At 41.1% G+C, this 16,231-nt stretch carries 14 protein-coding genes; 2 read left to right on the forward strand and 12 right to left on the reverse strand.

Translation table 11 applies throughout. From position 1 onward, the window contains the following. Window positions 1-215: 215 nt before the first annotated feature. The gene (locus GWI59_RS00260) at window positions 216-446 is read left to right on the forward strand and encodes a DNA polymerase III subunit theta (protein WP_161723668.1); all 231 of its coding nucleotides are present in this window, start codon (window positions 216-218) and stop codon (window positions 444-446) included. A 66-nt stretch (window positions 447-512) separates the two neighbouring features. Continuing rightward, a complete protein-coding gene (locus tag GWI59_RS17625; RefSeq protein WP_161723670.1) occupies window positions 513-1,547 on the forward strand; it encodes an acyltransferase family protein in 1,035 nt (344 codons plus the stop codon). Between the two features lie 34 nt (window positions 1,548-1,581). Here GWI59_RS17625 and GWI59_RS00270 read toward each other — a convergent pair whose 3' ends face one another. The 12 genes from GWI59_RS00270 to GWI59_RS00330 form a co-directional block, all read right to left on the reverse strand. Next, complete coding sequence (locus GWI59_RS00270; protein ID WP_161723672.1) at window positions 1,582-3,948, reverse strand: phage tailspike protein; 2,367 nt, start codon at window positions 3,946-3,948, stop codon at window positions 1,582-1,584. A gap of 113 nt (window positions 3,949-4,061) precedes the next feature. After that, a complete protein-coding gene (locus tag GWI59_RS00275; RefSeq protein ID WP_161723674.1) occupies window positions 4,062-6,092 on the reverse strand; it encodes a lytic transglycosylase domain-containing protein in 2,031 nt (676 codons plus the stop codon). Beyond that, window positions 6,092-7,540 carry a phage DNA ejection protein gene (locus GWI59_RS00280; RefSeq protein WP_161723676.1) on the reverse strand — a complete coding sequence of 483 codons (1,449 nt, stop codon included), beginning with the start codon at window positions 7,538-7,540 and terminating at the stop codon, window positions 6,092-6,094. The genes GWI59_RS00275 and GWI59_RS00280 overlap by 1 nt, the downstream gene beginning before the upstream one ends. Next, window positions 7,540-8,220 carry a DNA transfer protein gene (locus GWI59_RS00285; protein ID WP_161723678.1) on the reverse strand — a complete coding sequence of 227 codons (681 nt, stop codon included), beginning with the start codon at window positions 8,218-8,220 and terminating at the stop codon, window positions 7,540-7,542. The genes GWI59_RS00280 and GWI59_RS00285 overlap by 1 nt, the downstream gene beginning before the upstream one ends. Beyond that, on the reverse strand, window positions 8,214-8,675 hold the full coding sequence (locus GWI59_RS00290; protein ID WP_161723680.1) for a DUF2824 family protein: 462 nt from the start codon (window positions 8,673-8,675) through the stop codon (window positions 8,214-8,216). Before GWI59_RS00290 ends, GWI59_RS00285 begins: the two co-directional genes overlap by 7 nt. Continuing rightward, a complete protein-coding gene (locus tag GWI59_RS00295) occupies window positions 8,675-9,376 on the reverse strand; it encodes a phage tail protein (RefSeq protein WP_237612086.1) in 702 nt (233 codons plus the stop codon). Before GWI59_RS00295 ends, GWI59_RS00290 begins: the two co-directional genes overlap by 1 nt. Further along, window positions 9,373-11,154: a packaged DNA stabilization protein gene (locus GWI59_RS00300; protein ID WP_237612087.1), complete on the reverse strand. Its 1,782-nt coding sequence runs from the start codon at window positions 11,152-11,154 to the stop codon at window positions 9,373-9,375. The genes GWI59_RS00295 and GWI59_RS00300 overlap by 4 nt, the downstream gene beginning before the upstream one ends. Further along, entirely contained in the window at window positions 11,126-11,608 is a 483-nt protein-coding gene (locus tag GWI59_RS00310; RefSeq protein ID WP_161723682.1) for a packaged DNA stabilization gp4 family protein, read from the reverse strand. The genes GWI59_RS00300 and GWI59_RS00310 overlap by 29 nt, the downstream gene beginning before the upstream one ends. Further along, entirely contained in the window at window positions 11,589-11,780 is a 192-nt protein-coding gene (locus GWI59_RS00315; protein WP_161723684.1) for a hypothetical protein, read from the reverse strand. Before GWI59_RS00315 ends, GWI59_RS00310 begins: the two co-directional genes overlap by 20 nt. 53 nt (window positions 11,781-11,833) lie before the next feature. Continuing rightward, entirely contained in the window at window positions 11,834-13,105 is a 1,272-nt protein-coding gene (locus GWI59_RS00320) for a P22 phage major capsid protein family protein (RefSeq protein ID WP_161723686.1), read from the reverse strand. A gap of 14 nt (window positions 13,106-13,119) precedes the next feature. Further along, the gene (locus tag GWI59_RS00325) at window positions 13,120-14,019 is read right to left on the reverse strand and encodes a phage capsid protein (RefSeq protein ID WP_161723688.1); all 900 of its coding nucleotides are present in this window, start codon (window positions 14,017-14,019) and stop codon (window positions 13,120-13,122) included. Between the two features lie 10 nt (window positions 14,020-14,029). Next, window positions 14,030-16,231, reverse strand: coding sequence for a portal protein (locus GWI59_RS00330; RefSeq protein WP_161723689.1), 2,202 nt, complete (start codon window positions 16,229-16,231; stop codon window positions 14,030-14,032).

The raw sequence follows: 16,231 nt of genomic DNA on the forward strand, positions 1-16,231 counted from the left end.
ACGCCCTACAGGATTCGAACCTGTGACCTACGGCTTAGAAGAGCGTAGAATTATGCTTTAATATCAACTAAATACAGTCTCACCAAGCGTTCACACGTCCCACCTTACCTAAAGTTACTTGAAGTTGTCTTATGCTACTTCATGTTGCTTGTCCCAAATTCGTCCCATCAATTCTCCCACCCTGCTATACTCTCCAAAAACTAACCGGATCTGTTATGAACCTCGCAAACTTAACTCAAGAAGAAAAAGACAAGATTAATGTCGATTTATCCGCTTCAGGTGTCGCATATAAAGAACGCCTCAATATGCCAGTTGTTGCGTCCGAAGTTGAAAGACAGAAACCAGCACATTTGAGAGCATACTTTAATGAGCGACTAGCGTTTTATCGTGAGAGAAGTAAAAAGTTGCCGGATGGGAACTCGGTGCAGTATTTGAAGGCGGAATAATTGACATATATCATTTATGATACGGCTCAATGATTGCTAGATAAAATCTTTAAAAGGATAGGTTAAATGCGAAACGGCAGGATATTGTGGATAGAGTATGTGAGAGCTATAGCTTGCGTCTTGGTTATAGTTCTACACGTATCTTCCCCTTATTTTCAGTGGAACTTAAAATCATATATTAGTGGTGAAAATAACACATATTGGTATGTTGGTAATGTTTTTGATTCAATATCAAGAATGTGTGTCCCTCTTTTTTTTATGATTTCTGGATATTTTTTCTACTATGAAAAAAAACCAAAAATGTCAAATAACATAAAAATCATAAAATATTTACTATCATATAGCTTTCTTTACTATATATTTTATAATTCCATAAACTATTTTATGCCAGAATATTTCTATTTACCTAAAATTGGCTTCTTAGAGTACCCTGCATCATATCACCTATGGTTTTTTTATAGCTTAATTATAATTTATATATTTTCTTATTTTATTAGCATGATAAATACAAATGGTAAATTTATTTTACTATCAATCTTATTCATAGTGTTTATCTTAAATAGCAAGTCTACATTTATAACTGAATCGTTATTTTCATTTAAAATGAAATATTTTTTTAGTATTAATGATAATATAATTTTCTTTGTTATTTACGCTTCATTTGGCGCTATTACTAGGAAAGTAAGTAAAGATAAACATCATTTGATACTCCCATTTTCATTGGCTTTATTGCTTATATCAATATCAACCATTATAAACTTAACTGAGAAGGAGTCAGTTTATAGGGGGTATAATTATGTTGAGTTTTATGCTTACAGCTCACCGCTGGTTTTTCTATCATCAGCATCATTTTTTCTATTAATGCTTAGTCTATCAAGTAAATTAAGAGATAATATATTTATAAATATAGTTTCAAGTAACTCATTAACTATATATGGAGTTCACGCAGGTATTTTATTTATTATTCTGGAGACTACGAAATATCACGTAAAATACAACCCTATAATTACGATACCGGTAGTAACCTTTATTGTTTTATTTTTATCTATTTTTATTTCTATCTTACTAAGAAAAATAGATAGGTTTAAATTGTTAACATAGAGCCTATATATATAGGCTCTAATATTAATTAATTTTATATGGATGCAATAATAAAACACATTAATTCATCATATCTTATAGCATAAGAAGAATCAGCTACTCCCTGAGGTGCAACCTCACTACCTGATTCTTCTTGTTCAGTTGAGGAATAGTTCCATTCATCGTAGCAAACAACTCCATAGTCAAACGGATTCAGATTATTATCTTTGAATACCTTCACTACATCCTGAGCGACTATACCAAAGTGCCACCTTGCTGAATCTCCTTTCTCAGCCACTGCATCTTTCATTTTATATTTTTTAATCAGTGACTTTATTGTGATTGCAGTATTTTTTTCTGCATCACTTAAATCACTTATTTTGCATTTCTTTCGTTCATCTGATGTGACAATAGCACCATTAACCGCATATAAATCCTTCCATCTTTTGTTTGACCAACCTAGAGCAGTTTCACCATCTACTCCTGGTCTAACAGTAACACTTTCGACTGCTAATGGTATTTTTTTATTCTCAGATAACGATGTGTGAAATTCAATCAACCTAGGTGATAAGTCATCGTCTTGACTTCCTCCAACTCTAATGACTGAACTGCTAGGTTGAATAGCAACATCAATAACTGAGAGTTTATTATCCCCAGTAACTGAATTCGACGATTTAATACTGACCCGCCCTTGCCCTGTGGATTTTAATTCAATCAATCTGCTAGATTGTTCATTTTTTATCTTCCAACCATCGGATACGCTTCCTGTTATTGCATACGTTGCTATGTTAGACGGGCCAGAACAATATAATGTGAAATTACTTTGATCTCCTTGTCTTAATACACACACACCTTCTTGACTGTATAACGCACCTGGAATGGTTAGCTGAGGCTCAAATCTTGGACACCATTTGAATTCAAATATATCGAAATAAATCATATATTTAATTAAATCTGCTATATCAACAAACGGTTCCCCAGTCATTGGATGGTAGTACCGTCCGTTTATATTCCTACCTACTTCTGATAATGACAGGCGACTCAGTGGTGCGTAATTTGATCTGCATTCTGAGAAATCCATTCCATCAGATTTTGATGAGAACTCCTCCAAAAATAATATTCCTTTGCTGTAGTCAATGCTTCCATTCTCTGGATCTGATATAGCATTTAAAGAAATGATTTTGCCATCCGGAGTTATGGAAACTCCTTCATTTTCTGTTCTGGTTGCATCATACCCATAACTATTTATCTTGCGTAAAAATTTACCAGCCTTACAAACGCTATGTCTAAGCAACTCACCTTGCATCGATATTTCTGCAATGCCTATGTCATGAACAGGTTCTAATTCTTTGGATAGCCATTCAACGTATGGTTTGTACGAACCGCCGTATGCAATTAAAATTGTTCCGGTGTCTGATAATGTCAATCCCTGCATTTTCCATGATTGTTGATACCATCCAGAAATATCATCTCTCGGAGTAGGAAAGCCAACCAACATTGTTGATAAACGAATAATTCCAATAACTTTTCCTGATGCAAGATCTATTGTATGCAGAGTTGAGCTTTGCCCTATATTATTAATAAATGGCTTTCCAGTTTGGGTAATTACAACTCCATTTCTTACGGCAAACATAGATGATGAAACTAAGGCGTTTGTTTTTGTACCTGTGGTTATATTCATGCCTTTTGCTGGGAAATTGCCTATAGCATACTCATACAAATAACCCTGATCACCAAGTTTGCGGTCGTATATTTTTATGTTAGGGACAGCGCCGGTAACTGCAATACTTTGGCTAGAGCCTAAAGGAATAGTAAACCATGTAATCATCTCACCAGTTTTATTAAATACAACAACAGGTCTTTTCTCACTCTCCTCTGTAGTTGGAAAATTCATCCAAAAATTACCGTCATCGTCAATATCAAATCCTTGTGGAAATAAATATCTCCCACCTAACGCAGAAATAATTTCATCATAATATTTATTTCTGATTGGTATTGATACATATTCTTTTTTGCAAAATGTATTTTCTTTTTCTATCTTATTTATAATATTTTTTATTTCTTCGCTAAATCTTTTTTCAAACTGATCTGGGTCGTACTTCAATACGTTAGGGTAATAGAATTGCTGTGTGCCATAACTGTCATACACAGCCATACTATGGCCTTCCACTGTCACGAACTTAGCAATCTGACCACTATAAACAGGAAAGCCAGCTTGATTGATAATTAATGGCTGAGTAACTGGAATATGAGAACCATCTTCATTTTCCAAATAAACCTGAATTTGATTTTCTGGTAATGTTGGATCGGTATCAATTTTTCCAATAAAAATCTTACCATTACTCGCCGCTTGGAATTTCCTTGCGAGAGTGAATAATTGTGACGGCATCGATACGACGACATTTGGGATAATATCTGACATTGCTTTCTCCAAGCGTGAGTAGTCGCACCAGTATTAATCTGGTGTATTTTTGACGTAAAAAAACCGCAATTAAGCGGCATTGTTACTTTGTAGATTGGCCGTAACCTAAACGATTAGTTTCTGGTTTCTGCTTGCGAACCAGCACTTAAACTTTGTGATATTGTAGAGACTGCCTTTTCGAACTTACTTGTTCCTGCTGGAGTTCCTGCCAATCTCATCACCGCCTCTCTAACTGGTTTACTTTCATAAATGCGAGCTAGTGCACCATAAGTTCCAGCACCAATTGCGGTTGATGGTTTTATGGCTGCGCCTAGGCCAAGTATGAACGGAATTGCTTGCTGACCAGTCGGCGTTGTGACACCGGCTTTTGCGGCTTGTTTTGTTGCTTCTAAATACTTCTTCAAGCCATTTATATAAATAGCATCTTGACCTCTAAATGCTATTCCAGTTTGGTTTGACATGATATTTAGTTGCCTTAAGAACTGATCAGGAGAATCACCCGCTTTCTCAATGGCTTTACCAATAATGGCATTCCTCATTTGAGCGCGTCCGCGAGTGTCAACTGAGTTATACAGGCTTCTTATTTCAGATCTGTTTTTGCTAAATAAAATATTGTTAACTACCTCTGGTGTTAAATCACCTTTGGTTAAGATGTTCTTCAATCGAGTATTTAATATCTTATTAGCTTCATCTGCATAGATAGAATTAGCTTGGTTATACTTGCGTAAAGCGTCAGCGCCTAAGTTTGTTGATATTGCATCACCAGCATCATCAGACATAGCTTTATAAACTCTATTTATCGCGGCATCAGAGCGATTAGGCATAGCCATTCTCTCACCCTTAACGTCTTGTCTAAATTGAGTTCTTAAGTCTCTTAGTTGAGAAATATCAATGTTACCAGATGCAAGCTCATTTCTGTAAGACTGTAATTTCGAGATGGTCTGTGTATCAGCAACCTCGCCTAGTTTAGATAGTTTCGCTATCTCGCTATCAATCTGATTTATTGCTCGGTTAGGGGTGATAGGTACACCAGATAACGCATTCTGGATTGATTCAAGCCTTTCACCAGCCGCCTGTTTTATTGTTGATGTTTTTCGCTTCAAACTCTCAACAACTTGGCTAGGATCGTACTCTCCAAACCTGTCTGCGAAATCTCGAACAAGTTTACTCCTCGCCTCTTGTTGATTTGATCGCAAACCTGCCGTACCAGCAAAAGGTATGTTTTCAGCAGCTCCTTGTGCCAACCTTCCAGTTTTTGATTGCGGAGGTATTACGTCAGTTGTGTATAGAGGTACATTGTTCTGCTTAGCAAATTCAGATAGTTCAGACGCTTCTTGAGTTGGCTTGCCAGTTGCTACTCGATAGCCACTATTAACAAGTTTCTCCGCCGCTTTAAACCCACCGCCAAGCCCTGCTGATAATGCTGTTTGCAATGGATTAATATCACCACCACCTGCCGCACTTACTGATGACTGCAAGGCTAAGTCTGTGACTGCTGATTTAGCTGTTGCCCCAACGATTGTTGGCGCTCTAGCCGCTGGAGTGAATGCAACTGCGTTCGCGATAAATGGCATGACATCTTCAGATGATAGACCTGGTTTGTTTAATGCGTAGCGACCAGAAGGTAAATCAACCAGTAAATTTCCCTTTTCATCTTGAGATACCTGCCCCCCCATATTGCTGATAACTTTCACAAAGTCGTTATCATTACCAAACATTTGCACCCAAGCCGCTTTCATTGCATCAGTATTAAATGCATTCATTTCTGGCGAAGACATGATCCCTTCGAGCCCTTGAACTTCAGAAGTCATCTTGCTTTCACCAGTAAATGCATCTATTACGTTTTCACGGAAACCTTTAGCATCATCAGACGATTGCTGTAACCCTTGGGATAAATTCTGATTAGCTTGTTTCATGCCAGCGATATAGCTGTTTTCTGGCTGTGGTGGTTGGGTTGCTTGTTCGGGTTGTGATTGTGGAAGTGGGTATGCGGTATAAAACTGTTGTCTTGCATTATCTACGTCGTTACCAACATTTGGAGCAACTACCTCGTTGAAGTATTGCTCTTGCGCTGATACCTTTTGTTCGTTAGATAGTGATTGGTACTCAGGTGATGAGATCACCTCTTTCCATGGTTTAGCCATTACCCACCCCAGAGATTAGAATACCCACCTTGATTGTTAGTGGGCGCTTGTTGCGTTGGTTGCTGACTTGCTGGTGCGCTTAAATTGGCATTATTTTTAGAGTTGAATGCCTTTGTATACTGATCGATTATCTTAACTGAGTTTTGCAATGCTTCTGGGCTAGAGTAATCAAGTTGCGGCATTGATTGGAAGAACATCTTAGCCTCAGCAACAGTATTGATGCCACTTGCACCCATCTCTCTAGCTGCGCCAATACCTTGGTTCTGCATGTTACCTTGAATGCGCTGAGCAGCATTATAAAGAGCCCTTGCATCTTTATTTACCGTTCTAGTACCTGCATCTGCGGTAATCGGCGCTGTTCCTGTACCTCCAGTAACACCAGTTATTGCGTTTAACTGAGAGGCTGGAGCATTTGCAATTAACGATAAATCCTCATTCATTCTCGTGCTTGATGCAGTTCCAGCAGTAGATGACACGCTAGATAAAGCATTAACAGGAATAGTTACTACATTACCGTTAGCATCAAACCCTTTGTAATATTTTGAGTCACCAGCACCTTGTGCGTTCGGATCTATCATCACAGTCTGACCATTGGCCAGTTGAGCTTGTTGCATTTCAGTTCCAGACTTGCCTTTTAGCGCCAAGAACTGTTTACGCTGTTCAGGTGAAAGTGTCATCATGTACTCATACTCCTGAACTGCTGCTGGCTTACTTCCTGCCGAGCTAGCTGATCGCATAGAGTTTTGAGCAGATATGTTCTGGCCACGAACCTGTATCTGATGACCTTCTCTTGTTAGTGCTTCACCAGCTTGATTACTTCTGATTTGCTCATCTAAACGACCTTGGTCAATCTGTCTGCCAAGTTGTTTATCTTGTAGGTTAAAGTAATCATCAATACCAAGTGATGACATACCAATGTGATCTGCTAATTGTACAGCCGCTTTAGGGTCTTTTTCTGCAATAGAAACGGCCTCCATTGGGTCAATGCCAAGTCGACGAAATGTATCTGCATTCTGTCTAACGTAATCAGTGGCATTACCATTCATTACCGCATTGCGATAGCCAGATGATAAGTTACCCAAGGATTCGCGAACATCAGCGGAAACACCTTGCATACCACCAGTAATAGCCTGAGCATACTCTGGATAAGTAGCTAGTAACTGCCTCATACCATCGCGATCACTATTTGCGTATGCCTCACCCCATGCTTTTTGGAATTCTCCAAGACGTTCTTTGGCTTTATTTTCCTGATAGATACCAGCAAGACCTACAAGTCCATTTAATGCTTGCAGACCCATGTTATTAGCACCAGAACGAGCCAGCTCATTACTTTGATTAATTGAGTTAATAACAGGATTTGCATCACTAGCTCTTGGCGCATTGTCATTAAATTGACCTATCGAACCAAGAAACCCGCCTGAGTTAACTGATGGTTGCCATGTGGCCATTAGAACAATCCTCCCAATAAACCAACTCCAGCACCAATACCAGCGCCCCATGCAGTACCAAGGCCGGGAACAACACTACCTAGTTGAGCGCCCGCCATAGCACCACCAAGACCTCCCATCATTCCTTGTTGCATTGATGACGGTCTATTAGCCATAGCCGCTTGAGCATTTGCATTTTGTTGTAGCAATTGCCCCATGTTGTTTGCGTAGTTTTGACCGGCACTAGCCTGACCCTGCAAAGCACCAAGCCCAACATTGGCTAAGTTCTGGTAGTTATTCATTTGGTCAGCTAACCAACCTTGACCAAGCGTAGGAGCGATAGATGCAAGTTGATTACTTGTTGCTGTCGAACCTAGCCCACCAGTAGCTTCTGCACTAGCTAACTGCTGATATCTTGCCTGTCCTGATAAGTCGTGAAATGCCTGTGAGTTGTAGTATTGGTTTAATGCTTGACCTTGGCCTTCTAAAGAAGATAAGTTTTGCAATTGACCAATGTACTGCTGAGCGAGCGGCGTAAACGGTGCAAGATTTTGCATGTTCGTCTGCCACATTTCACGCTGTAACGCCGTGGCTTCACGAGTCGCATCAGCTTGAGCGCCCGCACCACCATCACCGCCACCTTTCATATATCCATGCATTGGTAGCAGTGAGTTTCTGAATTTCTCTGAAATAATCAGCATTTTAATAACTCCTCGTACTGTTCGCGTTTGAGTTGATAAATGGTGACACCTACTGGTTTACCATTGCTGATGTACGCATCATCTAAATGACCGACACGTGTAGCACCAAGCATTTTCACAATAACGCGACCGTATTTTGTGGTATCGGGAACCATAGTCACTGAGTTAGTGAATTGAGTATTTTCCAGTAACCATTTGCAGAATAATTTGTGTGCATCAAAGGCGTATTTACCACGGAATCCAACATCAAAGATGGCGTGACACTCAACGACCGTATGCCAAAAATTACGCACCTCGAAAACACCAACCAATAGAACTCCTTCATAAATACCCAAGTAAAGCGCGTCGGGTTTAATGAAATACTGATCATTACCATCAACGATATTCCCCGTGTTCGACTTATCATTTAAAAACTCAGATAGCCGAATAGGGTTATCAATAATTTTAATTTCCATTAGTCTATTAATCCGTGTGAGCGAAGTGCATCTTCGAGCGCCTTGATTCGTTGTCTTGACTCTATTAACCCGTTTGCTAGAGTTTGCATTTCTGATTGCGTGTAATCAGAGCTGAATGAGTAGGATTGGTTAGCATTAAACGAGCCCTTAAGTGATGTACCTGTTGCTGATGTAAAGCCAGTAACACGAGAGCCAATAACTTTAGTTCCGTTTACTGAGTAGGATGTTGAAACATCGATAGGAGATGAAAGCTTCTGTTTTTCTGTTTTACTGAGAGAAACGTAATCAACTTTGATTTCAGATATTTGACCATCGAGGTCTTGTATCTTTATTTTTAGCCCATCAACGTCTTGCTCAACATTAAGGACTCTTACCTCTAACTTAGATAAATCCTCTTCCGTTTTCGTTATCCGCTCTTCATGGTCAGCCAACTTAACACCATGCTCAACAATTGTTTGTTCGGCTTCACCAAGTCTTTCCTCATGATCTTCAAGAACAACATCTTGCTCATCATTCCTCTTTTGAGCATCAAAAGCCTCAGCGCCAGCCTCATTTGCACGACCAGCCACCTTTGCCATATCATCGGCACCATTCAACACTATGCGTCGATATGTTTCACTGAAATTAGTAGGTAGGATATCTGGAACAATGTAAGCGGATTGAACTTCTATTGGTTTAGAAAGGTCTTCATTTGCCATCATTCAACCCTCATCGATAGATCGCTAAGTGTTACGGGCGACTTAGTGATAACGCGAACCTTAAACCCTATATTCTTCCTCACTCTTCCTACTCGTCGCCATAACACACGGCGGTCATATTGGAATGGTGAGTTTTGTTCAATCATTTGCTCTCGACCAAAATTAATGCCATCAGTCGTTGCGGAGAGAAATAACTTATCAGCAATCTGGGCAACGCCTGTTGATGCCTCAAGCTCTAAATCGAACACCCTTGCATTATCGGCTTTAGCCATAGGCGTGTATAGAATATGCTCTACCTGCTTGTCATACTGAGATGACTTATTGAAGGCAAGATTTCCAACAACACCATCGCTCTTATCTGCAACAGTGATCTGATTACCTTCATACATAAAATCAATTGCACGATAGGCTTCGTCATACAGTCCAGACTTTAGAATGCACCACTGCGGATATTGCTGGCTTCCCGCTGCGTCAAAGCAAAGTGTATGGCGCTGTAAGTGAACAATGAGTAACTCATGACCATCAAAGCGAATAGTCTCAAGAACCGCTTGTGACAACTCTCCTGATGTATAACTACGAATGATCTTATCAATGCTTGCAGTAGATATTTGACTAGCAGAACCAGAACCAAGGATATAGACAGATGGCGCGCCGTTTGCTGGGTTGCTGATGAATGCAAATGACTCTCCGAACTTACACTTGGCATCACGACCAGCAATACCCATCTGAACCATATAAGATGGCTGTGGCGCATATATTACTTGTGACGCACTCGTTGAGCCGGTAATGGTGAAGTATTCGATGGTTGACGAACCAAAGCAAAGCACCATATCACGCCAAGAATCGATAGCAATGATGCCGTCAGGTTGAGATTCAGCGGTGTAAAATGGACGGAATTTATCAGGCTTTGACTCATCATCTAAGTCAGTAACGCCAAACCTTTCACCGCCTTTCTGTAACCAAATGTAACGACCTCGGTTACGAGCAACATCAACAACATCACCTAATTCGTATTGAGGGTATCTTTCAACTACCTCTAACACTTCTTGTGTCATTACAAACTCAGTAACGTCTTTTGCCGCTTGTTCGCTGGCTTTAGCAAGGTTCATTTTATACGTTACTGTAATTTTACCGCCAGCACGCTTAATGCCCTCGACTAGAACGTCGGTAAGATAAGGTTTCTCGTCATCTTCCTGCTGAGATAATTTAACGCCCACCATTTGCTCAGTGATAAGCATCTCATTACCGGTTTTACCATCAGAAGTTTTAGGCGTGATTTTTAACGTTAAGAACCCATCCAGATCATCCTTTGTGAGCGGAACAAAATCATCATTGCGGTCTTTGTGAGTCCATTTTTTAACGTCACGCTTATATCCTTCAGTAATTACCTCTTCTTCAGGCCAGTTAGATAACTCTTTAACCTCACCGTCATAGCGATAAAGTTTTAACTTACCGCCTGATGCCACTGCTTGACTGTAACCCGAGTGCGCCATAGTCACCCTGTCTTTACCTTGAATGTCAGCAATAGCATTCTGTCCACGATAAAGTTTATTTCCACACACGCGATAGACCGTGTTGTTTTTCGTGTTGTACTGGACACCACGAGATACACCATCAACACTATGACGCTTTTCTAATGCAGGGAACGAACGCAAATAACCGGACGCATTCAATACCTCTTTCGGCGTGGCCAACATATTAACTGGAAGACCGTCAATGTAATCTGCTGTGTGCGGGTCTTTTCGCAAACCTCTAGCTAGTGGAATCTTTACCTGTGGCATTAAACCCCCTTTCGACGTAATAGCTATCTACGCCTAAAGCTGTGTATTTATTACCTTGACCAACTGGCATATCCCCACGCCTATCAATAGACGGAACCTTAAGCGTATCAAGTAATAATGCATCATAAGAAGAAGATGCTGATGCCTCTTGTCTTGGCGTTGGCTCTAGCCCGTAATCAGTTAATATTCTGAGTAACAATTGGTAGCCGATAGCTTGTTTGTATTTGCGAGGTAAGCCAGAATCATCATCTGGTGTTGGTTGATCATCTTCTAGTGAAAACTTATAACCCAAATCGCCAAATGTTATTTGTAGTTCGGACATCATATCTTCTAGATCATGAATGCCATCCTCTACCGATTGTGGCTCAGCATCAGTTAGCGTCGCATCGGAAGCAACGCCAGCCTTACGCAACGCAAATAGAACAATTTCACCTTTAGTCAGTGTCATTGCCATTTGTTTCTGCCTTCTTAGTTGCCTTAGATTTCTTTACCTCTGGTTTAATAACCTCATCAACCGAAGCGACGAAGCCAAGCTCCTTAAATGCAGGAAAATCACTAGCCACAATGACGGCCTGTACATAACCATTATCATTGTTAGCCCATGCGAAAACGCTTTTACGTTCCATATTTACCTCAAATAAAAAAGGGAGCCAAAGCTCCCAAATAAACAACGAGGGTATTAGACATTTCCGAAGAATTGACCGCCAAAGTGTGGATTGAAGCACACATAAGCAGGTAGCAAGTCGAAACGCATCATTTGCTTGTTAGCGTCACCATCAGCATATTTGTGTACGCGGATAGAGAAACCTTCATATGTGGCCACTGCTGAATCAATACTGTGTAATTTTGGCAGTGGGATAGTACCCAAGCCACAGAACATTTTATTAAAGAACAGATTAGGCTTCATCTTCTGCTTAGCAGTACCGATCACCACAACCTCATCACCTGCCGCTACTTTGCGATCAACTGCGTTGTACTGTTTGTTTACTGCGTCATACACCGGAACACCAGAAAGTTTAACAGTAACATCACCAGTACCATCAGAGTTTGCATCTTCAAGAACGGTGGCGGTGAAACTGATAGCAGTAGAACCGTTATACAGAGTTTGCTTGCTTTGCTGATTTAACCAATGTGTCGCAGTGAATTTAACCTGATCACCAGCCTTAAAGAATCCAGTCTTGCTTGCTGTTGCGCCAGTAAGAGTAACAGTGAACTGATAGGAATCTTTAATAGCAGTGTAATCCACTGTTGGAGCTGTTTTAACAGTCAGTGTTCCACCAAAATCACCTTGCTCACGAGATGCTAAGCCATTTGACATTAGAGCTTTAATACCGCCAAAGTTACCCGGAATCTGTGCATTTTCCCACGCTGTGCGCACTAATTGGTCAGACGCATGTAGGCCGGTTTGTGCATCAGCAAGACGCTGGGCAGACCAAGGATCCATCACTGCGTAGTTATCACCAGCTTTAATGCCGATATCTTTCAAGAAGGTAGCTGTCTGAGCAACATCTGACCATTTGGCAATTGGTGAATTTGGCGTACCAAGTGACAATGCACCATTATTCATCATGAAGTGAGCTAATTCAGTCTCAAGGTCAGTGACCATTCGAGCATGAATTGGCGCTAAGATTTGGTCTAACTGATTTAACTTTAACGCTTCTTCAACTTGCGCCCACTCAACAGCGACAGTGATATAATTACCAACGCGACCAGTCGCCTTACCTGAAATAAGACCATTCTTTGCTTTACCAGTAATGTCACCATCAGCCGTACGCTCAGAGCTGAATTGATGTGGGCGTTTAAAGCTGACACTTTCGCCAGTGCTTGAGTTGATTTCGCCAGCCAGCAATTGGCGATCAACTGTCTTACATAAAACCAAGTCGGACATAAAGCCCGGTAAAAACTTTTTAAGTACAATCTGACTTACGTTTGAATCTAAGTTATTAGCCATGTTTTACACCTTGTTTATTCAATAATTGCGCCGGGGCACAGTTTGTTTAATTCATCAGTCGTGACGCTTCCCGCTCCACCTTTAACTTCCGGCTCAGGTTTAGGTGCTTTCTTTGGTTTTGGTGCTAACTTAACTTTCTGGCTAAGCTGACCAAGTAGGAATGCTGCACGTATTGGGTCTTTCTCAGCTGTAAGCCGCTGGCGCAATTCTTTATTCTTACCAAGTGCATAAGCAATTAATTCAGTACCTTCATCGGCAGCTCTAAGTAAGATTTCCTGATGGATGATAGGAACTTCATTGGTGACAATCTCCTCCATCTCAGCGTAATCTTTTACAGGTAACTTAGATGCTCGTTGCTTATGATCTTCCAGTCGCTTAAGGATTTTTTCCTTATAGTCGAGCTGCTCTTTCTCCTTGGCTTTTTTACTCTGATCAGCACGGCTTTTTTTCTCATACCAATCAGTTAATGCTTTCTCGTATGCCTCCTCACTCCAATCACATGACTCTAGTGTTGGCTTCTGAGGTATTTCATCATTATGATTAACCGCTGGCTCTTGCGTTTGCTTGGCTGTAATTTCCTCAAGTTGGCGCTTTAGCTCACGGTTTTCTTTCTGAGTATCTTTAAAGCCTTTTCGAAGGTCTTTAACCCACTGGGGAGCTGGCTGCCCCTCAATTGAATCATCGTCATCAGTTAACGAGATTTCTTCATCGCCGATTTGCAAGGAGTAATCTTGCTCCTGCTCGACACTCTGATCTGGTTTTACTTCAGCCGAATCATCAGTGACAACCTCGTCATTATTAGCGGTATTGTTCTCACTAACTTGCGTTGGTTGATCTGTATTTTCCTGCTGTTGTGATTCCTGATTTTCAGACATAGGCACTGCCTGACCATCAATGATCAGTTCGTTTTCCATTTATTACCCCTTAACTCTGCGAGAAGTCCGCAGGAGACTGTTGGTTATTTTGTGATTGAATGGTTTTCGCAACGTCTAGGCTTTGCTTATGCTGCGTATCAGTTGCTTTTAGAATTAACTCGGCATCTGCTCGTGATGAGTCGCCTTGTTCCTTCTGGAAGTTATGTAACATTTTAAGCGCCTCTCTAATTTCAGCGCGCTTTGTGCTATCTGCTGATGCAAGAAGTTGTACAACTTTAGCCTCGGCAACCCTAGCTTCGGTTTGTGCTTGGAATGCTTTAACCTGAATGGATAGCTCTTCGTTTTTCGTCTTCTGGACTTCTGCCTGTCCTTGCAAGTACACACCTTGCGCTGCCAATAACTCAGCGTTAGGTTGTTGCGCCTGTTGCTGTGCCTGAGCGACAATTTGCTCTTCTTCTGCATTGCGAGGTTTGACGACACCTTGAGTAAGTAGCTGATTGCGGTTGTATTCCTTGAACTCATCAAGACCTTCACCATCCATGTTGTCCAAGATAATTCCCTGAACAACTGCGCGCATCGGATCTTGAGGAAGCATCCCAGCAAGAAGATTTGTCAGCACTGAAACAGTGGCATCACGCCTTGCTGTATAAGATGGCCCCACATCAACCGTGACATCATAACGACCAGTAGATAAATCATTCATGGCTACAATTTCGCCTGTTTGTTTATCTCGTATCGTCACAGACATCAGCGCTATATCATCAGTACCATCCTCATTAACTACGCGAACTTGCCTATCAGATCCATATACTTCTCTAGCCATCGATAGCCATACCTCACCAGCCCGTTTCAAGCTTTTAGCCATGTTATCCAGATAGATAAACGATGCCATATCAGAGCGATGCATGAGGTTATTAACAGTCTCTTTGGCAATATTGCTAGGCATTTGCTGCATTGCCTGACTAGCACCAGTTACTTCCTGAATATCTAAGCTTGTTTGCTGCAACAGTGCAGCCATTGCCTGATTAAGTGGCTGTGGTTGCGTATAACCAATTGCTGATGCTGGCGCAATAACATTGCCTTGCTTATCGGTTATTTCATTCAGAGGAAGGAATGCAGGTCTTTTTGAGTTTCTATCAGCCCAGTGTTTTTCAAGCCCTTTAATCTGTTGCTTGCCAACAATAGGAACTGAGCCGGGGTCTTGTGCTGCTGAATCAGCAAGCATTGACACTTGTAAGTTATAAAGGCGCTGTGCGTCCATTGCTTTTGCAATATGCCCCTCAACTCGCTCGACGTCATCAATAAACCAGCGCTTACCATAAACAGGGATTAAAGGAATGTGCTCACCCGGTATTCTCTGAGCTTTCTCAAGGAATCCATCACCATCGACCACTGACACATAAACTCGACGACGCTTAACCGTTCTTCGAGCAACTTCAACAAAGCCAATATCAATTAGCTCATCACCAACCTGCTCAAGTTGTTCGCTGTCATAGGTAACAACCTCTGAAGTAATTGGGTTTTGGAAGCTGACAACATCAACTGATTCTTTTCTTACCTCATAATACTTAGCGATATAGACAACATCAGAATCAAACCAGTCATAATCCCATGACCTATCAATACCTACATCTAACGTTGCTGGGTCTTTTTTATATTCTGCTTTGTACTTATCAACAGATAGTGAGTACATGCAAAAAGCCCACTCAGCATCAGACTTATCATACTTCTTGGCGTCAGGGTCAAACCACACAGAGCGAGACGGATCATAAATAGGCTCGATAGAAATTCGCTGCCTGTCATCCATCGGGTCTAACTCATTGACCAAGTTTGTTGTTAACCTAAAGCAACCAAACCCACCTGTTGCTGCATCATCAAACGCATTATCACAAGCCTCACCACCGTCAGTCTCTTCATAGTCAGCACGAAACAAACCATTTAACTTATCGGCTAAATCCTCGCTTGCTTCTTTGTCACCTGGTCTAAACTTAACTGTGATTCGATTGTTGCGATACTCACTGATGATCCTGTTTAACTCAGTAGCTATCTTGTTTATTTCAAACTTAGGGTATTTCTCAAAGTGATCATTGAGTTTAGTACCCGCAGAAGTTGCACCTTCCCATTGACCTCCGGGCACTCGTGCAAACCGTGTTGCTTCGACGCATTTCGCTCTCACATCTTCTTGCGGTGAGTGCGCACGGTCAAACCTGAGCATTATTCGCTCATGTCTTTGTTGTAGTGTTTCAGCCAT

The organism is Proteus sp. G2673 (genome assembly GCF_009915125.1).
In the GTDB taxonomy this organism is placed as follows: Bacteria; Pseudomonadota; Gammaproteobacteria; order Enterobacterales; family Enterobacteriaceae; genus Proteus; species Proteus penneri.